Origin of the sequence: Klebsiella sp. KP20-425-1 (genome assembly GCF_025813515.1) — a bacterium.
In the GTDB taxonomy this organism is placed as follows: Bacteria; Pseudomonadota; Gammaproteobacteria; order Enterobacterales; family Enterobacteriaceae; genus Klebsiella; species Klebsiella pneumoniae.
Genome location: NZ_CP109614.1, coordinates 1,170,003 through 1,195,483 on the forward strand (window position 1 = coordinate 1,170,003; position 25,481 = coordinate 1,195,483).

Here is a 25,481-nt window from a genome sequence, read left to right on the forward strand (position 1 = left end):
GGATTTTTTATGCCGTAAGTCGCGTTTTTATGGTGAAAAATTCTGAATTGCGAATTGTTGTTTTATTCCCATTTTCTGATTAACTATTCACTGTGGCCAAAGGTATGTATCAGTGCGGCCACGTATGAACAGCAGGTAACCCGCTGACCATAAAGCTAATATTCCTGGCGAGAACGGTGGTTTTTCCCGTCATTCTGCCTTTTTTATTTATTCACTCTCTTTTTTGCCTGTGCTTATGAAAAAGGCTCAGGTATTTGCCAATATAGTTCCAGGGGATAACCGCTAATATCCACCTTATATATTTATCTGGACAACCGAAGGCTGGAAATAAATAAACGTTTCTATTACACTTGCCGCGTTGTATCTTTTAATTTGCTATTTGGAATTTTTTAATTTTATGTCTTCAATGTTACACAAACTGAATAATATCCGTTCACTGCGTGCCCTGTCCCGTGAATTCTCCATTGACGTGCTTGAAGAGATGCTGGAAAAGCTCAGGATCGTCACTGAAGAAAAACGTACGCAACAGCAGCAGGCAGCTCAGCAGCAGGCTGAATATCAGGAGAAAGTGAATACCTGGCTTGAGCTGATGCGCGCCGACGGTATTTCTCCTGACGAGCTGGTGGCCGATATTCAGCCGCCAAAGGCGGGAGGCAAAAAGCGTCAACCGCGCCCGGCGAAATATCGTTATACCGATCATACTGGCGCAGAGAAAACCTGGACCGGACAGGGAAGAATGCCGAAGCCGATTGCCGAGGCTGTCGCCCAGGGTAAATCGCTGGATAGCTTTTTAATTTAACGCCTTCGGGCCAGCGCCAGCCCGGTGGTGAGAGACCCACCGGCCTGGCCTTACGACTTTAAGCGAGGGGCTTTAGCAGACGCCGAAGTCTCCCTCTTCCTGATACGGCGTGACCTCGTCCGATTTCAGCGAATAGCGCTCTCCCTGCTCCTGTGCGGCCTGAACCACCACCAGTTGCTCCCCTTGCACTTCCACCACTTTCAGTTTTGGTCCGCCCGCTCGGGGTTGTACCAGATCGCCGACAGCAAACATAATTCACTCCTCACTGTTAACACCATGGATAAACCTAAACCATAGCTCAACGCCCGCTCACTGAACACCGGGCGTGCTGTTTTTTGTTAAAACAATTTGGAGTTATATGTATTAACATTGTTAATGTTTTGCTGGCGCCATACCGCTGCTGAGAAAGGGGGACGGCGAGGGTAGGGTTACCACCAATCAGGTCAGGAAAGACACCATGAAGTATATCATTCTGTTGATCATTGTTATTGCTGTACTGTATGTCCATTACCGCGGACGGGTGCGCTATCGTTTCTGGCGGCAGCTCTCCGACCATTCCACATTTACCGCGCCGCTGAATGGATTTATGTATTTATTTTCCCGCGTGCCGAATACGCCTTATCTGCGGCCGGAGATGTTTCCCGAGCTGGCGATATTGCAGCAAAACTGGCAGGTTATTCGCGACGAAGGTCTCCACCTTCAGCAGCTGGAGCAGATTAAAGCGGCCGATAAATATAACGATGCCGGGTTTAACTCATTTTTCAAAACCGGCTGGAAACGCTTTTATCTGAAATGGTATGAGGATGCCCATCCTTCCGCCAGCCAGCTCTGTCCGCAAACTACCGCGCTGCTGCGCGATATCCCGTCGGTGAAAGCGGCCATGTTTGCCACTCTGCCGGACGGTAGCCGTCTGCCGCGCCATCGTGACCCCTACGCCGGCTCGCTACGCTTTCATCTGGGCCTGGCAACGCCGAACGATGACCGCTGCTTTATCGAGGTGGATGGCCAGCGTTACAGTTGGCGCGATGGAGAAGGCGTGCTGTTTGACGAGACCTATATCCACTATGCGGAAAATACCAGTGGTGAGAATCGCCTGATTCTGTTCTGCGATATTGAACGGCCGATGCGCTACCGCTGGGCGCAGAAAGTTAACCACTGGCTGGGACGCCATCTGATGAGCGCCGCTTCGGCGCCCAACGATATCGGCGATCGCACCGGCGGGATTAACCGGGCGTTTCGCTATATTTACCAGATCCGTATTGTTGGTAAGCGGTTGAAAAAATGGAATAAGACGGTCTATTACATCGTCAAATGGCTGCTCTTCGGCGGCATTGCCTGGCTTATCTGGAGCGCGTTTTAACCCCCTGGCGCCGGTTCCACGGCATGGTCGCCAGCAGACGCGCCATGCCGCAAAAGCCGGTTACGCCGGCGAAGGTGAGCCCGGCGCCGACCGCGCCGCTGAGCAGGAAAAAGCCGCCGTTAACGGTATAGCCCAGCAGCACCCCCAGTAAAACCAGGACGCCAGCGGCAATTTGCACCTGGCGCATCAGCGGCAGCGGCTGTGATGAATCTTCCACTACCGGCAACCCCGCGGCTTTCCACGCCTGAATTCCTCCTGCCAGCAGGCAGGCCTGCGCCGGCGCGGCGGCCGCGGCCAGACGAATCGCATTATTCTGCGTCCGGGAACCCGCCTGGCAGTGAAAGATGACCGTCTCTCCGGCCCGGGCATTGAGGGGCGCACCGCTGGTCAGAGTGGCGAGCGGCACCAGCTCGGCATCGGGGATATGTTCGCGCGCATATTCATCCGCATCGCGGATATCAATCAGTCTGGCGCCCTGGGCAATCTGCGCCTGGGCCTCGGCGGGAGTTAAGGTGGCGATGGTCATAGGATCCTCACGGGCAATAGAGCGTTTTCAGCGTATTGATCACCTGCTGTACCGCAGGGTGGGTGATGAAATAGTGGATACGCTGGGCGTCGCGCTCGCTGTCGATCAGCCCCTCGTCACGCATCCGCGCGAGGTGTTGCGAGGTGGCGGAGGGGCTCAGCCCTGTAGCCCGGGCGAGTTCGCCGGCGCTGGCCCTGGGCGCATCGCACAGCATGCACAGGATCAGCAATCGGTGAGGATTGCTCATCGCTTTCATCAGCGCGGCGGCTTCTCCGGCGCGGGCCTGCAGGTCTTCAGGTGTGGTCATTTATTTTAGCTTTGTCTAAATTTAGATAACTCTAAAATAAAAAGGCCGCCAGCGCCAGCACAATTTCTTCACGACTCAGGCCGGAACGGCGAGCCGGGCAATCTGCGCCCGGGCGCTGGCGATCCCGGCGTCGCGACCATGCGGGCGATTGTCCAGCCCTTCGGCATAGATAAATTCCACCTCCTGGATCCCCATCAGCCCCAGTACCGCGCGCAGATAGGGCGTGACGGCATCGGTAGTTTCTCCCTGGTGAATACCGCCGCGGCTGCTGACGACCACCGCCCGGACGCCCTCCACCAGCCCCTGCGGCCAGCTCTCGGTGTAGCGAAAGGTTTCCCGTGCCCGCGCCACGAGGTCGAACCATTTTTTTAGATCGGTCGGGACGTTGAGGTTATACATCGGCGCGCCGATCACCAGCAGGTCGCTGGCCTTTAACTCGGCGATAAGCTGGTCGGAGAGGGCGACCGCCTTGCGGATAGCAGGCTGCGGATCCACTGCCCCGCGCAGGGCGGCGAACAGGGGGCGATCCAGCGTTGGCAGCGCCATGGCGCTGAGATCGTGTTCGATGAGCCGATCGCCGTGTCCCGCCGCCTGGCGCGCCGCGAGAAATTCGTTAATCAACTGATTGGTCAGGGATGTTTCGCCATTAATGCTGGATTTTAAAACCAGAACGTTAGCCATGATGAGTGCCTCAAATGAAAGATAGAAGCAAAGACTAACACTGTCTTTTTTGTCTCAGGAGTGACATTATTTTTCCCTATTGTATCCCGTAAGGAACCAATCTGTGCGCGACGATCTGAATGCGATCCCGGTATTTGTCACCGTGGTCGAGAGCGGCAACTTTGCCAGCGCGGCGGCGATCCTCCATGTGACGCGTTCGGCGGTGGGAAAAACCATTGCCCGGCTGGAAGCGCGTCTCGGCGTGGCGTTATTCCAGCGTACCACCCGACGGCAACTGCTGACGGAAGAGGGGGAGCAATTCTATCTCCAGTGCCGGGAAGCGCTGGAGCGCATCCGCGAGGCCGAAGAGACGCTGCAGCGCGGCAAAGATGAGGTGCAGGGGCGGCTGCGGGTGTCGCTGCCGGTGCTGTTTGGCCAGCGCTGCGTGGCACCGCTGCTGTTCCGCCTCAGCCAGCGCTATCCGTTACTGAAGCTCGAGCTCCACTACAGCGACCGGCAGGTCAATCTGCTGGAGGAGGGGTTTGATCTTGCGGTGCGTATCGGGAGCCTGGCCAATACCGGGTCGCTGCGGGCCCGTGCGCTGGGAGAGCACGGCATGGTGCTGTGCGCGGCGGCGGAGTACCTGCGCCAGCAGCCAGCGCCGCAGACTATTGCCGGGTTGAACGAGCACCGTACCCTCGGCTATCTGCACAACGGCCAGCTGCAAAAATGGCAACTGTATGACCCGCAGCAGGGCGACGTGCGCTTCAGTCCGCAGACGTGGCTGATACAGGATGATTTTGCCGCCATCGCGGCGGCAGTGCAGCAGGGGATGGGCATCGCCTGGCTGCCGGACTGGCTGGTGGCGCAGGCGCTTGCCGATGGGACATTGCAGCAGGTGTTGGCGCCCAGCGCTCAGGTGCGTTTCGCCATCCACGCGGTATGGCCGGAGGGGCCGTGGCTGCCGCAAAAAACGCGGGCGGCGATCGATGCCCTGCGGGAAGGGCTACCTCTTACCGCAACACCTGGTTAGCGCAGAGAGAAATAACCGCCATCTATGGCGGCGGAGGTTTTCCGACAGCGTGCAAGCTACCGGCGCGCTTTACGCCATAGCCTCAGCGACGAGGCCGTCCGGCACGGGCGGCACGGCGGTACAACGTGCTGCGGGCGATACCCAGTATCTGCGCCGCCCGGCTGACGTTGCCGTTGACCCTGGCCAGGGTATCGACAATCAACTGCTCATCATGGGCCTGCAATCCCCCGCGCGGCAACGGCGCAGGCGCGGCGCGATACGCCTCCGGCAGCGCGTCGGTCGTCAGCGTGTCGCCCTCATCGGCGAGAGCCAGCATTACCTTCAGGACGCTCTGCAGCTGGCGTACGTTTCCCGGCCACGGCAGCTGGCTGAGGTGAACCAGCAGCGCGTTTGAAAGCGTCACCCGGCGTGAAGCACCGCCCAGGTCGTGCCACAGGGTGGCGATAAAGGTTTCCAGCGCCGGCCACTCGCGCAGCGGAGGCAGCGCCAGGGCGTATTCCCGCAGGCGCCACAGCAGATCTTCACGGAATTCTCCGGCGCTGACCCGCTGGGTCAGGTTGCGGTGGGTGGCGCAGATCAAGGCGAAATTCACCGGCACGCTGCGGCTGGCGCCCAGCGGAGCGACCTCTTTCTCCTGCAGGACGCGCAGGAGGCGGGTCTGCAGCGCCAGCGGCATATCGCCGATCTCATCAAGAAACAGCACCCCGCCGTCAGCCTCGCGGATTTTACCGATATAGCCATTTTTGCTGGCGCCGGTAAACGCCCCCGGCTGGTAGCCGAAGAGCTCGGATTCGATCAGCGATTCCGGAATGGCGGCGCAGTTAATGGCGACAAATTTACCGCTGCGCCAGCGGCTGTGCCGGTGCAACGTGCGGCTGACATACTCTTTACCGCTGCCGGTTTCTCCTTCAATGCACAGGGCGATGCCGGCGTTGAGCAGCCGCAGCAGCTTTTCGCCTTCGCGCGGACTGGTAAAGGGGAGATGCATGGCCGGCGGGGCGCTTACCGCCACCCGGCGGCGGGTGGGCTCCCGCAGGCGATAATGGTAGCGGCCCTGCGGCGTGGTCAGCGGCAGCGGGACGCTGACCGCCGTTTGCGTCAGTGTCGGAAAAAGCGAGGCAAAGGTGAGCTGGCCAAACTGCGCCGCGCTCAGGCCGAACTCGCGCATCGCCAGCCGGTTGCCGGCGGTGAGGACGTTGTCGGAAAAGACCAGCAGCAGCTCCTCGACGCTGTCGAGTTTGTCCACCTGCCGGTGCAGGCTCATCAGCCACTGCTCAGGATGCAGACTCTGTTTCACCCACAGATATTCAATTTGCTTTGCCGCCGCTTTTACCCAGCCAAAGGTGTGCTGGTGGGGAAAATTCGCCGGACCGGAGATATCCAGCACCCCGGCGATGCTTCCGTCCGGTCGCTGGAGCGGCATCGCCGCGCAGTACAGATTCTGGTTGCGGGTAAGAAAGTGCTGACGGCCATCGATCTCGCAGCCATCGTCAATCGCCAGCGCGGTGCCGATGGCGTTGGTCCCGCGCCCGCTTTCACTCCACAGATTGCCGGGAGCCAGCGCCACGCGCTGGGCCTTTTGCAGCGCCTGGGTATCGCCGAGAGTATGCAGCACCAGGCCGTCGGGGTCGGAAAGGATCACCACCGACTGCAGGTCTGCGACCTGGCGCGACAGGGCTTCCACCACCGGCTGCGCCAGCTGCTGCAGGCCGCGGTGGCTGGCGAGCCGGTCCGCCAGCTCGCCGGCGCCGAGGCGGGGAAAATCCTCGGTGGCGGGATCCAGCCCGTAGCGCTGGCAGCGAGACCACGAATCGCTCAGCAGGGGATTCGCATTAACCTCTGGTGCGAGAAGAAAGGGATTGCCTGCCACAGGGCACCTCTGGGTCGATGTTGCTGTGTTGCAATATTGTAGCCATTTGGTTTATTTGGTGTTGCGATTTGCAACACATAAGTGGAAACCCGTGCGACAGATGGCTGACCATCTGCTCGGTTAGTGAAGGCAACGTATTAATAAATAAAAATATTTAAAGAAAATAAAAAACTGGCATAACCCCTGCACAGTGAGAAGCGTTCGGCGGCAAATTTAAAAAATCAATATGCCGCTGCGTCTCAACCCTACAGAAGGAGATTTGCGATGCGTTATGCACATCCTGGCCAGCCCGGCGCCGTGGTTTCATTTAAATCGGCTTACGGCAACTTTATTGACGGTAGATTTGTCGAGCCGCTGAGCGGTGAATTCTTTATGAATACTTCGCCGGTCGACGGCAGCAACATTGCGCAGTTTCCCCGCTCGGATGCCAGAGACATTGACTTAGCCCTCGACGCCGCCCATCGCGCGGCGCCGGCGTGGGGTAAAACCTCAGTGCAACAGCGCTCCAGGCTGCTGCTGCAGGTCGCCGATCGTATTGAACAGCATCTGGAATATCTGGCGGTGGCGGAGAGCTGGGACAATGGGAAACCGATCCGCGAAACGCTGAACGCCGACCTGCCGCTGGCGGTGGACCATTTTCGCTACTTCGCCGGCTGCCTGCGCGCCCAGGAGGGTAGTACCGCCGAAATTGACGAAACCACGGTGGCCTATCATTTCCATGAACCGCTGGGGGTGGTCGGGCAGATTATCCCGTGGAACTTCCCGCTGCTGATGGCCGCGTGGAAGCTGGCCCCGGCCCTGGCGGCGGGGAACTGCGTGGTGCTCAAACCGGCGGAACAGACGCCGCTAAGCATTACCCTGCTGCTGGAGCTGATCGGCGATCTGTTCCCGGCCGGGGTGCTTAACGTGGTGCAGGGTTTCGGCAAAGAGGCGGGCGAGGCGCTGGCCACCAGCAAGCGTATCGCCAAGCTGGCGTTTACCGGCTCCACGCCGGTCGGGCGGCATATTCTCGCCTGCGCGGCGGAAAATATTATCCCCTGCACCGTCGAGCTGGGGGGGAAATCGCCCAACATCTACTTCGCCGACGTGATGGACGGAGAAGAGGAATTTATTGAGAAGGCGGTGGAGGGGCTGGTGCTCGGCTTCTTCAACCAGGGTGAGGTCTGTACCTGCCCGTCGCGGGCGCTGATCCATGAATCCATCTATGAGCCCTTTATGGCACGGGTCATGGAGAAGGTGGCGCAGATCCGCCGCGGCGATCCGTTAGATACCGACACCATGATCGGCGCTCAGGCTTCCCGCCAGCAGTTCGACAAGATCCTCTCCTATATTCAGATTGCCCGGGAAGAGGGTGGGCAAATTCTGACCGGCGGCGAGCGGGCGGCTATCGCGCCGGCGCTGGATAATGGCTTTTATATTCAGCCTACGCTGATTAAAGGTCGCAACGATATGCGCTCCTTCCAGGAGGAGATCTTTGGGCCGGTGATCGGGGTGACCACCTTTAAGGACGAAGCGGAAGCGCTGGCTATCGCCAATGAGACCCAGTTTGGTCTCGGCGCCGGGGTGTGGACGCGGGATACCAACCTCGCCTATCGCATGGGTCGCGGCATTAAAGCCGGTCGCGTGTGGACCAACTGCTATCATGTCTACCCGGCGCATGCGGCGTTCGGCGGCTATAAACAGTCCGGCGTCGGGCGGGAAACGCACAAGATGGCGCTGGATGCCTATCAGCAAACCAAAAACCTGCTGGTGAGCTACGGCACCGCGCCGCTGGGCCTGTTCTGAAGTCCATCTCATTTCTGACCGATCCTCAGTCCGCAATCCATTCGGGTTGCGGATTTTTTTTAACTTCAAAATAACCATTCGAAGAGGGTGGCTATTTTGCCGGCGGCAGCGCCCATGTATTTATGTCACTTATGTATTGGCTTTCACTTGAAAATAAAAACACTTCCATAATAAGGGATTAGCGGGTGGAGGTGGCGCACCCTGGCGTCGTTTGTGTAGAAATTATGAATATTAATACCAGGAAAATTCCTAATTTTTGTGTACGCTCTGACGAGCGCACAATAAAACAAGACGAATTTTTGAACAATTGTCTTTAAATTTGTTAATTGAATTGATCTGTTGTTGTTTAAAGGTATTTGAATTTCTTTTGTATAGATATGTAAATTAACATTGAAAAGCCATTTCAAAAATTAAATATATGGCGAACATAGCTATTAACTTATAGTTAACATCTTCCCGGGTTGCCTTTTGATACTTCGGGTAATATATTTATTTCGCACATCAAAATAACTCTTTTTTCTTCTGTTTGTTATTCATGGCCATCTATTGGCGAAATAATGCAGAGTAGAGGGGGATGTGCCTAATATCCTGCGGAAGGAACGCAACGTACATTTACAGGGAGGAGCTGACGAGCCGTTTCGCGATAGCTTTGGGGCTATTGTCGATGATGGAAAATATGTTCGTTAACGATGAGATAAATAATGAAAAAACAACCTCGCTTTATAACCATCCTCATAGGAGCGCTGCTTTCTGGCGTAGCCTTGCAGGCTACCGCGGCCAACACTATCAATCCTGACTCGGGCACCAGTTCGGAAGGCGCCGGCGGGCAGGTCATCTTCAATGGGTCAATCACCGACAGCTCTTGCAACGTCGATAGTAGTTCTAATGGCCAGAAGGTTGATCTGGGCAAATGGGCCAGCAACTATTTTACCGGCACTGGTTTTGAAACCACCAAAACCCCCTTCCATATCAAAGTGAAAGATTGCCCGGCCAGCGTGACTACGGTCGCCGTGCTGTTTGACGGCGCGCGCGATCAGTCTGATAACTCCCTGCTGGCCATCAACGGCGGCGCCAGCGGCGTAGCGATTAAGCTGTATGAGCACGATCGGTCGACGGCTGTCAGCCTCGGTAAAACGTCAGCCAAACAGACGGTCACTCCGGGTACCAGCGGCGGCACCGGCTCTGCCGACCTCGAGTTTTACGCCGACTATATCTCCACCGCGGCGACCGTGACGGCAGGTAAAGCCGACGGTACAGCTAATTTCAATATGATTTATAACTGATCTAATTGCGCGTTATTCAGAGTCAGCCCACTGCGTCTTGATTAATTACAGATAGCTAATGTGTTAATTGTCATGAAGTCACGAAATATATTCGTGACGGTATAGTTGTTTTTGCTAATTATCCCGTCGAGTACTGGCTCTGTTATTCACTGCTTTATTTTGTTGTCTGTTCAACTTTTACCTGATGGTAAGTCATGATGAAGAAAATAATTGCCGTTGCGGCTTTTCTGCTGTGCACCACGGCAGCGCAGGCCGGTATTGTCATGGGTGGAACCCGTGTGATTTATCAGGAAGGGAAGCGTGAAGCCGCTATTTCAGTCACCAATGCCGATACCCATACGCCCTATCTGGTGCAGTCGTGGGTGGAAAATTACGCGGAAAACGATAAGGCCAGGGTGCCCTTCATTGTAACGCCGCCCTTGTTCCGTCTCGATCCGGAGCAAAATAACGTTCTGCGGATTAACTTTATTGGCGCCTCGCTGCCCCGCGACCGTGAATCGGTCTTCTGGCTGAACGTCAAAAGTATCGCCCCGACGCCTCAGGGCGAGGTGAATAAGCTGCAGGTGAATATTAAATCGAAATTCAAAATCTTCTATCGCCCCAACGACCTGGCGGGCGACCCGGCAAAGGCCTGGCAGCAGCTGAAGTTTAGCCAGTCCGGCGGTCGGCTGACGGTGATAAATCCCACTCCCTACTTCGTCTCTTTTTACGCCGTCGAGGTGGGCGGGCAAAGCATCGACGATCCCGGCATGGTGGCTCCCTTCGGCGAGAAAACGTGGCCGGTGAGCGGGCACGGCACCGTCAAATGGCGGGCGATTAACGACTACGGCGGCGTCAGCGATTTCGCCCAGCAGTAATTCCCCTTTTTGATGAGCTTACCGGACGGCGCCAGCATGAAAAGAATAACAACAGCCAGGGTGCGGGAGTATGCCTTGTTGCCCGTTACCGCCGGGCGGGCGGTGGCGCTGGCGACGGTGCCGACGATGATGTTTTGTCTCAGTCCGTTGAGCCGGGCGCTGGCCGACGACTATTTTGACCCGGCGGCGCTGGAGTTTGCTGACCCGCAGCAGCAAACCTCCGATCTGCACTACTTCGCCAAACCCGGCGGCCAGCAGCCGGGGACTTATCCTGTCACCGTGGTGGTTAATGACCAGGAGCTGGGTCAGGCTGATATCACGTTTGTTGACGATGGCGGGCAGCTGCGCCCGGTGCTGACGCCCGGTCAGCTGGCGGAGTATGGCGTCAACGTCAGCGCGTTTCCCGCCTTTCAAGCGCTGCATGAAGGCGAAACCTTCACCCGGATCGAGAAGTTTATTCCCGACGCCAGCAGTCGGTTCAGCTTCGCTAACCAGCGCCTGACGCTGAGTATTCCCCAGGCGGCGATGAACGTGCAAAGCCGCGGCTATGTCGATCCGTCGCGCTGGGACGATGGCGTGCCGGCCGCGTTTGTCGATTACTATTTTTCCGGCGCGCAAATAAAGAACGCCGACGAAGGGGAGAGCAGCCGCTCAAACTATCTCAATTTACGCAGCGGCCTCAACCTGGGCGCCTGGCGACTGCGCAACATCTCCTCAATGCAGTATGACCAGCAGCGCCGGCACTGGGATACCCAGAGCACCTGGCTGCAGCGCGATGTCCGCTCGCTGAAGAGCTTGCTGCGGATCGGCGATACCTATACCACCGGCGATGTGTTTGACAGCATACAGTTTCGCGGCGTCCAGCTGATGTCTGACGATGAAATGCTCCCGGACAGCCAGCGCGGCTTTGCCCCCACCATTCGTGGCGTGGCGCACAGCAATGCTAAAGTGACCGTCTCTCAGCACGGGTATGTGATCTACGAGACCTTTGTGTCGCCGGGGGCGTTCGCCATCAGCGATCTCTACCCCACCTCGCAGAGCGGCGATCTGGAGGTGAAGGTGACCGAGAGCAATGGCGCGGTGCGTACCTTTACCCAGCCCTATTCCGCGGTGCCATATATGCTGCGCGAAGGGCGCGGCAAATTCAGTCTCAGCGCCGGCCGCTACCACTCCGGGGGGGAGTCGGTGCGCTCGCCGGAATTTCTGCAGGGCACTTTGTTCTACGGTTTGACGGCGGGATTCACCCTCTACGGTGGTACGCAGCTGGCCCGGGACTATCAGGCGTGGGCGCTGGGCCTGGGCCGCGGTTTTGGCGAGTTCGGATCGCTGGGAGGGGATGTCACCCAGGCCGTCACCCGTACGCCGTCGGGCAAGCGCTATACGGGCCATTCGCTGCGCGCTCAGTATCAGAAAAATTTTGTCAGCTCGGGCACTGCGTTCAGCCTCGCCAGCTATCGCTACTCGTCAAGCGGCTATTACGATTTTGCCGAAGCCAGCGCCCTTGAAAGCGCCCAGGGGCAAGTAGACAACCGGCGTCGCCGGGAAGAGCTGTCGGTGTCGCAAAGCCTTAGTGGCCTGGGCAGTCTGGCGGTTTCCGCCTGGTCGCAGGAGTACTGGCATCGGCAGAGTCGGGATGAGACGGTGCACCTTGGGTTCTACAGCGCCTGGAAAGGGATCTCCTGGGGCGTGGGCTATTACTACACCCGCGCCAGCGGCCAGCAAAAAAATGACCGCTCCTGGTCATTCAATATCAATATTCCGCTGGGTGGTCCGCTGTCCGACAGCGCGGTGAGCTACAACACCACCTCGGACAGCAATGGCTATACCTCGCAGCAGATGTCGCTGTATGGCGCGGTGCCGACGCGGCCAAATCTGTTCTACTCGGTTCAGCAAGGTTATGGCAACCAGGGACGAGGCAGCAACAGCAGCGCCTCCCTGGACTACCACGGCGGCTTCGGCAACGCCCAGATCGGCTATCGCCATGACGCCGCCAGCAACCAGTTGACCTGGGGAGGCGCCGGCTCGGTGGTCGCGCATCCGCACGGCGTCACCTTCGGCCAGACGGTGGGTGAGAGCTTCGCCATCGTCCGGGCGCCGGGGGCCGCCGGCGTGGCGGTGCAAAACGGCAACAATGTGCACACCGACTGGCGCGGCTATGCCGTGGTGCCCTCCCTGACCGCCTACCGGAAAAATGTCATTACCCTCGATACGGAGTCGATGGCCGACGACACCGACGTCGACCAGCAGGGGCAGACCGTGATCCCCGGCGGCGGCGCGGTGGTGATGGCCAACTACCAGACCCACATTGGCAACCGGGTGCTGTTTACCCTGCGCAATGCCCAGGGGCCGCTACCGTTTGGCGCCAGTGCGCGGCTGGTCGAGGAGGAGGAGAGCGGCAATCCGCCGGGCGGCATGGTGGCCGACGGCGGCCAGGTGTATCTCAGCGGTGTGCCGCAGGAGGGAACCCTGGCGGTGAGTTGGATCGTCAACAACCAGTCGCAGAGCTGCACGCTGCATTTTCATCTTCCGGATAACCCACAGCAGAGTCTGAATACGGTGAAAACCGTCTCCGGACTGTGCCAGACACGCTGAGGCGGCTATGAAATCTGTTTTTCGTCTACTTCCTTTCCTCTTTCTGCTGGGGCTGAGCGCCTATCTTCCCGGCGTGCGGGCTGAAACCTGCCGCGCAAATATCGGCCAGACCACGGTCAATATTCCTAATATCAAGTATTTACCCACGCTGCCGGTCAATACACAGATGACCAGCGCGATGGCGGATAACGGCAGCGGGATCCCTTTTTCCTGCGACCTGCAGCTGCCGACGGCGAGCGCCAAACGCATCGTCTATAAGCAGCTGAAAACCGGCGGCTCGCCGATGGTGATTAACGGACAGCATGTCTACCCCAGCGCTATCGACGGCATTGGTTACGCCCTCAGCTTCCAGTGCGCCGGCGGCCCGATGCGTGCCATCGATGGCAGCCACTCCGCCGGCGGCGAGTCGGTGGTGGTATGCGACAGTGCGACGCTCCCGGCGCTGATGACGCAGCAGCAAACCACGGTGAGGATTGCGGTAACCTTCTATAAAACCGGAACGGTGCAACTGGCGGACGGGACGCATACCAACTCGCCGCCGCTGCCGCAGGTGGGGGAGATGACCATTGAACAGCAGACCAGCGCAAGCGCCAGCTTTGTCGCCAGCGCGCCGGTCAGCATCGATATCGCCGCCCTGAATGTGGACATTGGCAGCAGCGGCAGCTGCCAGGTAGCGACATCGACGATCCAGGTCAGTCTGGGTACGGTTAACCGGGGGGAGTTTCATGGCAAAGGGACTACCGGCGGCCAGGCGAAGCGCTTTTCGATTCCGGTCTTCTGTCCGACGCCGACCGACGTGCGCATCGGCTTTTTCGGCGTCAGCGTGGAGAGCGATACCCTGGCCCTGAGCCAGGCCAGCAACAGCGCCAGCGGCGTCGGCGTGAAGCTGACCTACGGCAATAACCCCGGTGCGGCAGTGCCCGACGGCACCAGCGTTAAGATCAATGAGGCCAGCAACTTGCCGATCCTGAAAAGGGTGACCGGCGCCAGCGCCGGTACCGCCGAGGCGATCAATTTCAACGCCCAGTATGTGCAGACTGACGCCACGGTGGCGGCGGGCACGGCCAACAGCATGGTGACCTTCGCCCTGGAGTATAACTAGCCTGGCCCCGTGGGCAGACTGCCCTGCAGCGGGATCGGCACTACCGCGCCGTAGTCGTCGATATAGTTCAACTGGTACAGGCGAGCGCTGTCGGTGGTCATTACGGTATGGCTGCTGTAGGGCCGGAGCATCACGTTTCTTATCGGCGAGAGGTGGCCTTTATTATCGATCAGCGCCCCGTTGACCAGGGTGATATGCAGTGGGCCTGAGTTCGTCAAGCGCAGGTTATTGCCGCTCTGCTGCCACTGCAGCTTTTGCACCTCTTTGACGAGGGTGGTGGCGATGGTGGGTGGACGATAAAACAGCTTCAGACGTGTGCGGACGACAAATTGCAGCGTATGATTGCCGCCGGCGGTCGGCGGCGTCTCCTGGATATTGACCCAGAACAGGCTTTCCCGATCGTCGGGCAGCCCGCTGCCGAGATAGATAAAGCGCAGTTGGGCGGATTGCTGCGGCGATAAATAGACCAGCGGCGGCGTCGCCACCATCGGCAGGCCGACGCGCGAGGCATTGAGCCCGGCATCCAGCCAGATCTGCACTTTATAGGGGGTGCTGCTGCGGTTATTGATATTCAGGCTGGCGACTTTGTCTTTTCCTGAATAGATCACCCGTGAGGCATTAATGGTTATCCCGGCGCAGGCCTGAAAGGCCAATGCGCTGAGCAAAACAGCCACCTGAGTTTTCATGATCGCTTCCTTTACGTCGACGTTTCATCCCTGACCGGAAAGCTATTCCTGCATAATGGTAAACCGGGCCGTCGCGTTGCCGTCGCCAGGATCCATGTGGGCTTTATCCCAGGTGTAATAGAAGGCGTTCAGCCTGAAGGTTCCGGAGCCGCCGTCCACCGAGATCTCTATGCGAGGATCGTGTTGCGGATCAAGGCGTTCATCGAGGCTGAGTGGGGTGCCCGTGCGGTCCGTGAGCAGAATACCTACGTTGCTGGCCGGCTTGCCGCTGCCGTCGAGCGCCAGCACGCGGTTTTCAGGCGTGCCGGCAGGCGAGGGGCCGTCAACCACAATATAGTAAGTGCCTTTCTCACAATCTTTAACGCGAATGTCGATGCCGACCGCCGGCCCGGTCCCAGACTGACTGTTTTTCAGTCTCGACAGCGGAATAGCGCCCATACTGACGCCGATGACCCCGCTGTCGCTCACCCCTTCGAGCTTGCAGGAGGCGTTCACGACCTTGCCGATGAAATTCAGCTTGCCCTCTGCCGCGAGTGCAGAGCCGGCGGCCAGTCCGGCAAAGACCGTCGCCAGACACAGCGTGATTATTTTCATTTTCTTTCCTTCTCTATTGCCCGTAAAGCTGGCGCCAGGGCCGTTATTTTGATGAGTCTTATTTACGCCAGGTATGTTTTTTTATTTATTCATTTAACTGACTAATTTATTAATGCCTGGAAATAAACTGGCTTGTTATTTATGGGCTGCTTTTGTCAGGATAGTAGCGCGGGGGAATTGCGGCGTAAATAAGACGGTTATTGACGCGAATTGAATGCCAAATAACTCTCAATAAAAAAATTTTCTTTTTTATATCAGTGTGTTATAAATAGCTTATTGCTCTTTTTTGCCAAGCGAACGAACCCGCTTCATTGTGTAAAATACGATCGTTCACGTAAGGCTATGCCCGGCGGATGAGGGATCATTCACCGGATGGGGCTGTGTTTTATCGCCAGATTTGCGATCGGCAACCGCGCCGTCGGGTTGTATGTCCCGGTGTTTAAAAATAGGATGAATGCCCTGGCTCGCGCGGCGGATACTGTGACTGATGCGGCCGGTCACTCTGGCATGAAAAACGATAACTTTAAGGATGGCGAAATGAGACTGACGGTGGGGCTGGCGCTGACGCTGGCGATAATGACCTGCGGCGCCCAGGCGCGCGATATGCAATCCATCGAGCACAGCGGTGAACTGAAGGTGGGCGTGCCGGGCGATTACGCGCCGCTGGCGTTTCGCAATGCCGCCGGCGAACTGCAGGGCTATGACGTGGACATGGCCCGCGATCTCGGGCGCACGCTCGGCCTCAAGGTGAGCTTCGTCTACACCAGCTGGCCCGCGCTCGCCGCCGATCTGCAGGCGGACAAGTTTGATATTGCTATGGGTGGGGTTACCGAGACCCCGGCGCGGGCGCAAGCCTTCGCCCTCAGCCATCCGGTGGTGGCGAACGGAAAAATCGCCTTAGCCAACTGCCAGGCCGCCCCGCGGCTCGGTTCGCTGGAAAAAATTGACCGTCCGGACGTGAAAGTGATCGTCAACCCTGGCGGCACAAACCAGAGTTTTGTCGATGAACACATCAAGCAGGCGCAAATTATTCGCGTGCAGAACAATGTCGATAACCTGCAGGCGCTGCGGCAGAAAACGGCCGATATGATGGTGACCGATCTGATTGAAGGCGACTATTACCAGAGCAAAGAGCCCGGCGTGTTCTGCGTTGCTAACGAAACACCGTTCGCCGGTACCGCCAGCAACAAGGTGTATATGATGAGTAAAGATAACCCGGCGCTGCTGAAGAAAGTGAATCAGTGGCTGGATAGCCAGGACAAAGAGGTTCTCAAACGGAAGTGGAAAATTCGCGGTTAACCGCGGCGGCGCGCCACCGCCGGCAGATATGTCCGGCGGTGGCTATCGTCCACGGTTAGCGCTGCGGCGACAGCGCCTGTCGCGCCAGGCCGCGGAAGTAGCAGGCGTAGCCGAGGGTGGCGGTCAGGCACAGCATATAGCCAAACGACTCGCTGCCTTCCTCCACCGTATTTTTCACCACCCGGGCGTAGTTCTCTTCCAGCACGGCGTACCACAGGCCGTGCATGCCAAACAGCCGCGAGAAGACCAGAATCGCCAGCAGGCCGCTAATCATCATCCCGTAATATGGGGTGCGGGTATACTCCGCCAGCTGCGACAGGGTCTGACGCAGATGGCGCAACGGCAACACCAGCGACCCCGCGGTGGCCAGCAGGGCAAACCACACCCAGCTGCCGTGGGAGAGTAAATCAAACAGGCCATCCAGTTCGCGGATCAGCATGGCGAGAAAGAAGCCGCCGATGAGGATATTGCTATAGCGCAAGTGGGCATATTTCCGCGCCAGCAGCAGATGAACCAGCACGATAACGGCCAGCACGCTCTCCTGGACCACTTCGGTGAGCGACACCTCCGGGATGTCGTTGCCAAACACCCGAATATCCACCCACAGGCAGAGTACCGCGAGGGCGGCCGCGACCGCCGCGCCGAAAAAGAAAAGCAAGCTTCGTAACAGAGACATTAACACCACAACTTATGCTTAAAACAAATATCATAAGTTCTGGGAATACATGTTCCTGTTCACTTTGTGCGACTTTGCGGCTGTTTTTTAACATTTTGCGCTTTTTAGCGCCCAAGAAGGCGGCAGGGGAGGGAGCTCCCCTGCATAAAGGGGATTCAGAGAATATCATCCACCACGCCGCCATCGACGCGCAGCGCGGCGCCGGAGGTGGCTGACGCTTGCGGCGAGCAGACGTAGACCACCATATTGGCGACCTCTGCCACCGAGGCCGCCCGCTGGATCACCGAGCTCGGACGATGGGTCATGACAAACGCTTTCGCCAGTTCCTCCAGCGACTGACCGGTTTTCGCCACGTCGTCTTTCAGCATCTCGGCAAAGCCGTCGGAAATCGTTGGCCCTGGCAGAACGCTGTTAACGGTCACTCCGCTGCCGGCGACATATTTCGCCAGGCCGCGGGCCAGCGAGAGCTGCGCGGTCTTGGTGACGCCATAGTGGATCATGTCCGCCGGGATATTGCGCGCCGATTCCGAGGAGATAAACACCACCCGCCCCCAGCCTTTACTGACCATCGCCGGGAGCAGCCCCCGCGACAGGCGTACGCCGGACATGACGTTGGTCTGCCAGTAGTTGTCCCAGGTCGCGTCGTCGGTGGCGTAGAAATCCTGCGGGCCATAGATCCCGGCGTTATTGACCAGAATATCGACACCGGTCACGGCCCGCAGCAGCTGCGCTGCGCCGTCGGCGTCGCTGAGGTCGGCGATGGCGGGGCGCGCCTTCGCGCCCGGCACCTCATTTTGCAGACGAGCGATGGCGGCGTTCACGCTCTGCTCACTGCGCCCGTTAAGGATGATCTCTGCGCCGCTCTCCGCCAGGCCTTTGGCGATGGCGAAGCCAATACCCGCCGTGGAGGCGGTGACCAGCGCGACTTTCCCCGATAAATCAATCTTCATGTTCCTGCCTTCTGGTTGTGGATCTCCTATTAAGCGTAGCAGCGGCGATATAGCCGGGGATCAGTAACCGGCGTGCTTATTGACCAGGTTCTTCAGCGGCAGCCCGCGGCGCTGGCGCTGAATGTTCTCCAGCAGCTGGCGGGCGATCACCTCGGCAGGGGCCGCAGAGGCCATATGCGGGGTGATGACCACCTGCGGATGGCGCCACAGCGGATCGTCCGCCGGCAATGGCTCCTGCGGGAAGACGTCGAGCACCGCCCCGGCGAGCTGGCCGCTCTCCAGCGCCGCCAGCACATCCTCATTGACCATATGCTCCCCGCGGCCGCAGTTGATCAACACCGCCCCGGCGGGTAGCCGGTTGAACAGCGGCGCGGCGAGGATACCCCGGGTCTGCGCGGTGAGCGGCAGGAGGTTAATCAGCCCGTCAAGCGACCCGAGGAAGCTGTCGAGCGCCTCCTCGCCGCGATAGCAGGTGACGCCAGCCAGCTGCTTTTCACTGCGCGACCAGCCGGAGACCCGATAGCCGAGGCGGGCCAGCTGGTCGGCGATATAGCCGCCAATTTCGCCGAGCCCCATAATGCCGATATGGAAGTCGGCGGCGGCGCGCTGGGGATAGAGCTTCCAGGTTTGGGTCCGCTGGTGGGCCAGCGCCCGGTCGAAATGGCGCTGAAACCACAGGACGCTCCACAGGGCATATTCGAACATGCCGTGGCGAAAATCTTCATCGATCACCCGGCACAGCGGGATCTCGCTGGCGAACAGCGCGGGCGGCAGATGATCGACCCCGGCGGACGCGGCCTGGATCAGCTTCAGCCCCGGCGAACGGGTCAACAGCTGCGGGTCCGGGAACCAGCAGCTGGCGTACTGGGCGTCGCGCGCCGCCTGGTGATGGGGCAGAAGCGCCGTGACGTCGGGAAACTGCTGCAGGGCGGCGCAGATATCGCGGGCGAAATCCGCGTCGTTACAATCCACCACGATAGTGATATCAGACATAGGCGTTAGTCTTTGTAAGAGGTATCGAGACGGTCAAGACGGCGCAGCCACGCCTGCCAGACCTGTTGACGTTCATGCTCCACGCCCATCAGCTGCTCGCAGGCGTGCTGGCTAAGGTGCGGAGCGATGGTGTGGATCGGGCTGAGGGCCGCCAGCTGGGCGGCGGCCATCTGGATCTCGCAGGCGCGGTTCAGGTAGTACATGATGTAAAACGCGTCAGCCACGGTGCGGCCCACCGACAGCAGGCCGTGGCTCTGCAGGATCATAGCGATATTATTCCCCAGCGAGCGCTGGATGCGCGCCCGTTCGTCGAGGTCAAAGGCCACCCCTTCATAGGGATGGTAGCCGACGCGCTGGTAAAACTCGGTGCTGATCTGGTTGAGCTGCAGCAGGCCATCCTCGCAGGCGGCCACCGCCATCCCCGGCAGCGTATGGGTGTGGATCACGCAGTGGGCGTCTTCCCGGGCCATATGCACCGCGCTGTGGATGGTAAAGCCCGCCGAGTTAGCCGGCGCGTCGCCCGCTACGACCTTGCCCTGCATATCCACTACGATCAGGTTGCTGGCGGTGACTTCGTCAAACATCATGCCGAAGGGATTAATTAAAAAACGCGGCTCGCCGTCGCCGGGCAGGCGCACGGAGAAGTGGGTGTAGAGGGTATCCTCCCAGCCGAACAGCGCCGCCAGCCGGTAGGCGGCGGCCAACTGCTGGCGCAGGTGTTGCTCAGTTGCCATTTAGCGTACTCCCATAAATTCACGGATTCGTTGCAGAGAAGGGGCCTCTAGCGGGCTGCGGATCACCTGCGGGGCGATATCGGCCTGCACCACGCCGTTCTCCATCAGCACCACGCGGTCGGAAATCGACAGGGCGAAGTCCATCTCGTGAGTGACAATCAGCATGGTCATGCCTTCGCGGGCCAGCGACTGAATGACCTTCAGCACTTCGCCTACCAGCTCGGGATCCAGCGCCGAGGTCGGTTCGTCAAACAGCATAATGTCCGGCTTCAGCGCCAGCGCCCGGGCGATCGCCACGCGCTGCTGCTGGCCGCCGGAGAGCTGCCAGGGGTATTTGTGGGCATGGGCCAGCAGGCCGACGCGGTCGAGCAGCGCCAGGGCCTGCTCGCGGGCGACCGGCTGGTCAAGCAGCTGGTGATAGCGCGGGGCCAGCATCACGTTGTCGAGCACCGTGCGGTGGGGGAACAGGTTGAAGCTCTGGAAGACCATGCCGATGCGCCGCACCCCGGCGCGCATCTGGCGTTTGTCGACGATGGCTCCGCCCTTCAGATAGTCCTCGCCGTAGAGAATGATCTCCCCGCCATCAAGGCTTTCGAGGGCGTTGATGGTGCGGATCAGGGTGGTTTTGCCGGAGCCGGACGGGCCGATGATGCTGATCACCTCCCCGTTCTCCACCTGCAGATCGATGCCTTTCAGCACCTCATGCTGACCCCAGGATTTGCGGATGCCCCGCAGATCGAGCGCTGGCGGCGCGCCGTTGACGGCCGGCGTTTTGATCTCCTCCGTCAGCGCCGGCAGGCTCTGGCGCAGCGCCTGGCATTCCGCCTCGCTGAGGGTTTGCGGACGCTTGCGCTGAATATCGAGACGATTTTCCAGCGCCCGGAACAGCCAGGTGAAGACGGTAACCACCATCACGTAGTACACCGCCACCGCCAGCAGGGTCTCCATCACGAGGAAATTTTGCGCATACAAGCGCTGGCCGGTGAGCAGCAGCTCGGGTAAGGAGACCACCGACAGAATCGAGCTCAGCTTAATGATGGTGATGTATTCATTGATCAGCGTCGGCAGCGAGATGCGAAACGCCTGAGGGATCACGATCAGCCGCTGGATGCCGATAAAGCTGAAGCTCAGCGCATGGCCCGCCTCGCTCTGCCCCTTGGCCACCGACAGCAGGCCGCCGCGGTGGATCTCCGCCATATAGGCCGCTTCGGTGACGGTCATCGACACCAGCCCGGCGATAAACGGCACCCCGAGTAGCGGCTGGGTCACCGGAAACAGCTGCGGCAGGTTGTAGACAAACACCAGCAGCACCATCAGCGGCACGCTGCGAAAAAACCAGATATAGAGTTCGACGGGGATCTTGACCCAGCGCGGCGCGGAGAGCTTCGCGCAGGCTAACAGAAAACCGACCACCAGGCCGATCCCCCAGGACAAGGTGCTGACCACGATCACGGTCACGCACGCCTGCCAGAATGCTCCAATGCTAAACAGTGAAAAAAAGTATCCCCAATCGAACGCCATACCGACTCCTGTTGCGCAGTGCTTATTGTCTTAATCGATGCTTTCTAAGTTGTATTTTTTGATCAGCGCGGCATATTGGCCGTTGGCTTTCAGCGCGGCCAGGGTGGCCTTGATCGCCTCCGCCAGCTCGGTGTTGCCTTTGGCGACGTAGATCCCCAGCGGCAGCGGGTAGACCAGGCGCGTAGAGCTTATCGCCAGGCGGCCGCGGCTCTTGTCGACAATGATCTGCGCCGCCGGGGCAATCTCAAGCTGGGCGCCGATGTTCTTCGACAGCAGCGCCTGGGAGGCTTCCGGCGCCGTCGGGAACTCCTGAATGGTGATGGCCGGTTTGCCGTTTTTCAGGCACCACTCATCGGAGTGTTTTTTCAGGCTGGTCACCCAGGTGGTGCCCGCCTGCAGACCGACCTTCACGCCGCACAGCTCATCTTCGGTTTTCGGCTGCACCGCGCCGCCCTTCAGGGCGATGATCGACGCGCCGGAGAGGGCGTAAGGGATGGCGTCGGCCTGTTTCTGGCGCTCCGGCGTCACGTACATCCCGGAGATCACCGCGTCATATTTCTTGCCGATGCCGAGGATCAGGCTGGTGAACTTGGTGTCGATCAGCTGCGGTTTGGCCTGCAGATGTTGGGCGATCAGTGCGGCAAACTCCGGGTCGAGACCGACGATGTTGTTATTGCTGTCATAAGACTCAAACGGCGGGTAGGTGACCTCCATCCCCACCTTAAAGACGCCCTCGGTCAGCAGTTCCGCCGCCTGGGTGACAGGGGAAAAACAGGCGCTGACGGCGAGGGTAAGCGCAACGCGGCGCGAGATTTTTTTCAGGGTGCTAGTCATCATGGATCCTCACGGGTGGTTAGGGTTTTTTTTGCTGAGCCTGTTTTTTCAAATGGCCAAACGTATTGGTGCCGCGCGCGCGCTCCGGTAGCTGAAGTTCACCGCGATTGACCTTTTCGCGCAGGTAGCGATAGGTTTGCAGGGCCTGGCTCCACATATGCTCCCCGATGCTGAGCTCCTGATATTCACCGGCTTCGCCGGCGGCGAGAAAAGTCGGCAGCGGACGGATCAGCGTGTGGTAATCGCAGGCGAAAAACAGCGGGAAGGAGTACCGCTCCTGCGGCACTTTGCGCACCCGGTGGGCTGTAGCAACAAATGTGCCAGCGCTGAGCACTTCCAGCATGTCGCCGATATTGATCACGAACGCCTCTTCTCCGGCGGCGTTCTTGACGGGAGGTGCATCGATCCACACGCTTTCTTCATTGAGAACTTCAAGGCCGGGTTGGTCGGCGAGCAGCAGGGTGAAGCACTCATAGTCGGTGTGTGCACCAATTCCGGGAACATCTTCGACGCTGGCGTCGAACGGGTAATGGATCAGCCGCAGCTTAGCCGGCGGGCAGGTCACCATCGGTTTGAAATACCCTTCCGGCAGGCCGAGCGCGAGGGCGAAAGCGTCGAACAGACGGTGGCCGAGGGCGAAAACCGCGTCGTAGTAGGCCAGCACCCGCGCGCGGAAATCCGGCAGATCGGGCCACTCGTTGGCGCCGATCAGCGGCGTACCGGCGAGCACCAGCGGATGGTCATCCGCTGCCTGGAAGCCGATATCGAAAGCCTCTTTATGGTCCGGCTTGCCGGAGCCGTAGATCTCTTCTCCTTCCGGAACGTAGCCCTTATGGCTTTTGGAGTGGCCGATGTAATAGTTCATCTTCTCCTCCATCGGCAGGGCGAAGATCTGCTTCGCCGCCTCGCGGACGCCGGCGATCAGCGCCGGGTCGATGCCGTGGCCGGTGATGTAGAAAAAGCCCACCTCGCGCGCCGCGCGGCCGATGGCGTCGGCCACCGCCTGACGCCTGGCGAGGTCATCGCCGGCCAGATCGCGGATATCAATGGTCGGGAGTTCAGTAAAAGCGTGCTTCACGGCGGTCATGGCTGCGGTTCCTGTTCAGTGAGCGATAAAAACTGCTGAAAGTGGGCCTGCTGGCGCGCGGCCATCCAGGCGTTGAGCGACCAGAGATCGGCCACCGGAACGTTGGTGAACGGCAGATGGTGCAGATAGCCGTCGGCGCCAAACTCCGGGGTCAGCGTGGTCTGCGGGTAGCCGCGCTGGCGCTGCGAACGCCAGATTTGTTGCCAGAAGCGCTCGGCAAAGGCCAGCGCCGGCTGATACTCAGGCGCCGCCGGGTGCGGCACCTGCGGCCCCTGGTCGTAGCCCACCCGGGCCTGCACGTGATGCACGCGGTCGATAAAGGCGCTGAAGTCATCGCTGGGGTCATCCAGCAGGCGCTCGCTGACCACCACCCAGTGGCTGATGTCGGCGGTAAAGCGCAGCTGGGGGAGCTGCTGAATGATCTCCAGGGTGAGCCACGGGCTGTACAGCGAGGTGGCGCGATGGGTTTCAAAGCTGCAGGTCAAACCAAACCCGGCGGCCAGCTCGTGCGCCTTGCCGAGAAAATCGACCTGCTGCGCCAGCGGCCAGCGATCGTTGCCCGCCAGCAGATTGACAAAGCGCGGGTTGAGGCCGCTGGCCTCGGCGAAGCGGGACTGCAGGCGCGCCAGATGCTGCTCGGGCGTTTCATGCTGGGCGGGGAGCACCCCGCCGCCGCTGAAAAGAATGGCGATATACTCCAGCCCCGACGCCTGCAGGCGGTCGGCGAGCTGCCGCCGCTCGGCCACCGTTAACGGCACGCGGGCTTCGATACCGCAGCAGCCGACACGCTGCAGTTCATCCAGCGTTTGCGGCCAGGGGGTCGTCACTCCCCAGAGGGTGCGAAAGCATTTCAGCTCCATGGCGGCTTCCTCAGGCGTACTTCACGCCGGGCAGGACGCAGAGCATCTCGTACAGCAGGTTGGCCGCCAGCTGGGAGGTATTACCGCTCACGTCGTAGGGGGGCGAGACCTCGACCAGATCGGCGCCAATCAGATTCAGGCCGCGGCAGCCGCGGACGATCTCCAGCGCCTGAATGGAGGTCAGACCGCCAACCTCCGGCGTCCCGGTTCCTGGAGCCCAGATGGGATCGAGGCTATCGATATCAAAGCTGAGATACACCGGCCCGTCGCCCATCTGCTGGCGGACTTCGGCCATCAGCGGCGCCAGCGAGGTATGCCAGCACTGCTCCGCCTGCACCAGGCGAAAGCCCTGGTCAACGCCCCACTGGAAGTCGCCGGCGGCATAGCCCTGGGCGCGCTGGCCAATCTGCACCACCCGTTTGAGGTCGAGCAGTCCCTCCTCAACGGCGCGGCGGAAGGTGGTGCCGTGGGCGATTTTCTCTCCGAACATCTCATCATTGGTGTCGGTATGGGCGTCGACGTGGATGAGGCCCACCGGACCATGTTTTTTGGTCAGCGCCCGCAGGATCGGCAGGGTAATGGTGTGGTCCCCGCCGAGGGTCAGCGGGATCAGCGGATAACTATTCAAACCGGTGTAGTAATCTTCGATAATTTGCACCGATTTGAGCAGGCTGTAGGTATTGATCGGCACATCGCCGATATCAGCCACCGACAGCGAGTCGAACGGCGCGGCGCCGGTCGCCATATTGTACGGACGGATCATCACCGATTCGGCGCGAATATAGCGTGGTCCGTAGCGCGTGCCCGAGCGCTGCGAGGTGCCGATATCCAGCGGAATGCCGACAAATGCCGCGTCAAGTCCCTGTAAATCTTCGATAAACGGCAGGCGCATCATTGTGGCGCGTCCGGCGAAGCGTGGCATCTCATTGCCACCCTGCGGTTGGTGAAAGAGGTTATCCATGTCTGCTCCTGAATCTGACGGATGAAACGTAACAGGAGAGATAGTGCGCAACCCGCGCTGGACTTTACATCGTCTGGCGTAAATACTCAGTTCATTTATTGGTGAACTAAAT

25 protein-coding genes are annotated in these 25,481 nt (G+C 59.4%); 9 read left to right on the plus strand and 16 right to left on the minus strand.

Annotation, left to right across the window (positions count from 1 at the left end):
• Positions 1-397 precede the first annotated feature (397 nt).
• Positions 398-799 carry a DNA-binding protein StpA gene (gene stpA / locus OHJ17_RS05835; RefSeq protein WP_002914287.1) on the plus strand — a complete coding sequence of 134 codons (402 nt, stop codon included), beginning with the start codon at positions 398-400 and terminating at the stop codon, positions 797-799.
• Positions 800-871: 72 nt separating this feature from the next.
• Here stpA and OHJ17_RS05840 read toward each other — a convergent pair whose 3' ends face one another.
• Positions 872-1,051 (minus strand): hypothetical protein, encoded by a 180-nt coding sequence (locus OHJ17_RS05840; RefSeq protein ID WP_002914284.1) that lies wholly within the window; start codon positions 1,049-1,051, stop codon positions 872-874.
• Positions 1,052-1,256: 205 nt separating this feature from the next.
• On the opposite strand from OHJ17_RS05840, the gene lpxO reads away from it, so the two are divergent.
• Positions 1,257-2,159, plus strand: coding sequence for a lipid A hydroxylase LpxO (gene lpxO / locus OHJ17_RS05845; protein WP_002914281.1), 903 nt, complete (start codon positions 1,257-1,259; stop codon positions 2,157-2,159).
• Here the strand turns inward: lpxO and OHJ17_RS05850 are convergent.
• From OHJ17_RS05850 to OHJ17_RS05860, 3 genes are all read right to left on the minus strand, one after another.
• Positions 2,140-2,685 (minus strand): rhodanese family protein, encoded by a 546-nt coding sequence (locus OHJ17_RS05850; RefSeq protein WP_021312375.1) that lies wholly within the window; start codon positions 2,683-2,685, stop codon positions 2,140-2,142. The genes lpxO and OHJ17_RS05850 overlap by 20 nt on opposite strands.
• 7 nt (positions 2,686-2,692) lie before the next feature.
• The gene (locus OHJ17_RS05855; protein ID WP_002914277.1) at positions 2,693-2,992 is read right to left on the minus strand and encodes an ArsR/SmtB family transcription factor; all 300 of its coding nucleotides are present in this window, start codon (positions 2,990-2,992) and stop codon (positions 2,693-2,695) included.
• 75 nt (positions 2,993-3,067) lie between these two features.
• Positions 3,068-3,673, minus strand: a complete 606-nt coding sequence (locus tag OHJ17_RS05860; protein ID WP_032433468.1) for an FMN-dependent NADH-azoreductase — start codon at positions 3,671-3,673, stop codon at positions 3,068-3,070.
• Positions 3,674-3,776: 103 nt separating this feature from the next.
• On the opposite strand from OHJ17_RS05860, the gene OHJ17_RS05865 reads away from it, so the two are divergent.
• Positions 3,777-4,685, plus strand: a complete 909-nt coding sequence (locus OHJ17_RS05865; protein WP_032433466.1) for a LysR family transcriptional regulator — start codon at positions 3,777-3,779, stop codon at positions 4,683-4,685.
• Between the two features lie 82 nt (positions 4,686-4,767).
• On the opposite strand, the gene OHJ17_RS05870 is transcribed toward OHJ17_RS05865, so the two are convergent.
• On the minus strand, positions 4,768-6,555 hold the full coding sequence (locus OHJ17_RS05870) for a sigma-54-dependent Fis family transcriptional regulator (protein WP_032433464.1): 1,788 nt from the start codon (positions 6,553-6,555) through the stop codon (positions 4,768-4,770).
• Positions 6,556-6,819: 264 nt separating this feature from the next.
• On the opposite strand from OHJ17_RS05870, the gene OHJ17_RS05875 reads away from it, so the two are divergent.
• From OHJ17_RS05875 to OHJ17_RS05895, 5 genes are all read left to right on the plus strand, one after another.
• Positions 6,820-8,340, plus strand: coding sequence for an acetaldehyde dehydrogenase ExaC (locus tag OHJ17_RS05875; RefSeq protein WP_023328388.1), 1,521 nt, complete (start codon positions 6,820-6,822; stop codon positions 8,338-8,340).
• Between the two features lie 701 nt (positions 8,341-9,041).
• Complete coding sequence (locus OHJ17_RS05880; protein ID WP_004145710.1) at positions 9,042-9,623, plus strand: fimbrial protein; 582 nt, start codon at positions 9,042-9,044, stop codon at positions 9,621-9,623.
• Positions 9,624-9,817: 194 nt separating this feature from the next.
• Entirely contained in the window at positions 9,818-10,480 is a 663-nt protein-coding gene (locus OHJ17_RS05885) for a fimbrial biogenesis chaperone (RefSeq protein ID WP_004185341.1), read from the plus strand.
• A 36-nt stretch (positions 10,481-10,516) separates the two neighbouring features.
• A complete protein-coding gene (locus tag OHJ17_RS05890; RefSeq protein ID WP_045327870.1) occupies positions 10,517-13,072 on the plus strand; it encodes a fimbria/pilus outer membrane usher protein in 2,556 nt (851 codons plus the stop codon).
• A gap of 7 nt (positions 13,073-13,079) precedes the next feature.
• Positions 13,080-14,174 carry a fimbrial protein gene (locus tag OHJ17_RS05895; protein WP_032433461.1) on the plus strand — a complete coding sequence of 365 codons (1,095 nt, stop codon included), beginning with the start codon at positions 13,080-13,082 and terminating at the stop codon, positions 14,172-14,174.
• Here the strand turns inward: OHJ17_RS05895 and OHJ17_RS05900 are convergent.
• Together OHJ17_RS05900 and OHJ17_RS05905 are read right to left on the minus strand one after the other, a co-directional pair.
• Complete coding sequence (locus tag OHJ17_RS05900; protein ID WP_023282925.1) at positions 14,171-14,860, minus strand: fimbrial biogenesis chaperone; 690 nt, start codon at positions 14,858-14,860, stop codon at positions 14,171-14,173. The genes OHJ17_RS05895 and OHJ17_RS05900 overlap by 4 nt on opposite strands.
• A 42-nt stretch (positions 14,861-14,902) precedes the next feature.
• A complete protein-coding gene (locus tag OHJ17_RS05905; protein WP_016947594.1) occupies positions 14,903-15,454 on the minus strand; it encodes a fimbrial protein in 552 nt (183 codons plus the stop codon).
• Between the two features lie 450 nt (positions 15,455-15,904).
• Between OHJ17_RS05905 and OHJ17_RS05910 the strand changes: the two genes are divergently transcribed.
• On the plus strand, positions 15,905-16,753 hold the full coding sequence (locus OHJ17_RS05910) for a transporter substrate-binding domain-containing protein (protein ID WP_004149417.1): 849 nt from the start codon (positions 15,905-15,907) through the stop codon (positions 16,751-16,753).
• A 55-nt stretch (positions 16,754-16,808) separates the two neighbouring features.
• Here the strand turns inward: OHJ17_RS05910 and OHJ17_RS05915 are convergent, their stop codons facing one another.
• The 9 genes from OHJ17_RS05915 to speB form a co-directional block, all read right to left on the minus strand.
• A complete protein-coding gene (locus OHJ17_RS05915; RefSeq protein ID WP_032433457.1) occupies positions 16,809-17,429 on the minus strand; it encodes a hypothetical protein in 621 nt (206 codons plus the stop codon).
• Positions 17,430-17,584: 155 nt separating this feature from the next.
• A complete protein-coding gene (locus OHJ17_RS05920) occupies positions 17,585-18,379 on the minus strand; it encodes an SDR family NAD(P)-dependent oxidoreductase (RefSeq protein WP_032433455.1) in 795 nt (264 codons plus the stop codon).
• Positions 18,380-18,439: 60 nt separating this feature from the next.
• Complete coding sequence (locus OHJ17_RS05925; protein ID WP_021469944.1) at positions 18,440-19,372, minus strand: 2-hydroxyacid dehydrogenase; 933 nt, start codon at positions 19,370-19,372, stop codon at positions 18,440-18,442.
• 5 nt (positions 19,373-19,377) lie between these two features.
• On the minus strand, positions 19,378-20,106 hold the full coding sequence (locus OHJ17_RS05930; protein ID WP_004180964.1) for a class II aldolase/adducin family protein: 729 nt from the start codon (positions 20,104-20,106) through the stop codon (positions 19,378-19,380).
• Complete coding sequence (locus OHJ17_RS05935; protein ID WP_008806112.1) at positions 20,107-21,627, minus strand: amino acid ABC transporter permease/ATP-binding protein; 1,521 nt, start codon at positions 21,625-21,627, stop codon at positions 20,107-20,109. It abuts the gene before it with no gap.
• Positions 21,628-21,657: 30 nt separating this feature from the next.
• A complete protein-coding gene (locus OHJ17_RS05940) occupies positions 21,658-22,461 on the minus strand; it encodes an ABC transporter substrate-binding protein (protein ID WP_032433453.1) in 804 nt (267 codons plus the stop codon).
• Between the two features lie 19 nt (positions 22,462-22,480).
• Positions 22,481-23,548 (minus strand): isopenicillin N synthase family dioxygenase, encoded by a 1,068-nt coding sequence (locus OHJ17_RS05945; RefSeq protein WP_004212914.1) that lies wholly within the window; start codon positions 23,546-23,548, stop codon positions 22,481-22,483.
• Complete coding sequence (locus tag OHJ17_RS05950; RefSeq protein WP_002914200.1) at positions 23,545-24,408, minus strand: sugar phosphate isomerase/epimerase family protein; 864 nt, start codon at positions 24,406-24,408, stop codon at positions 23,545-23,547. Before OHJ17_RS05950 ends, OHJ17_RS05945 begins: the two co-directional genes overlap by 4 nt.
• A 10-nt stretch (positions 24,409-24,418) precedes the next feature.
• Complete coding sequence (gene speB / locus OHJ17_RS05955) at positions 24,419-25,369, minus strand: agmatinase (RefSeq protein ID WP_004145693.1); 951 nt, start codon at positions 25,367-25,369, stop codon at positions 24,419-24,421.
• Positions 25,370-25,481: the final 112 nt, after the last annotated feature.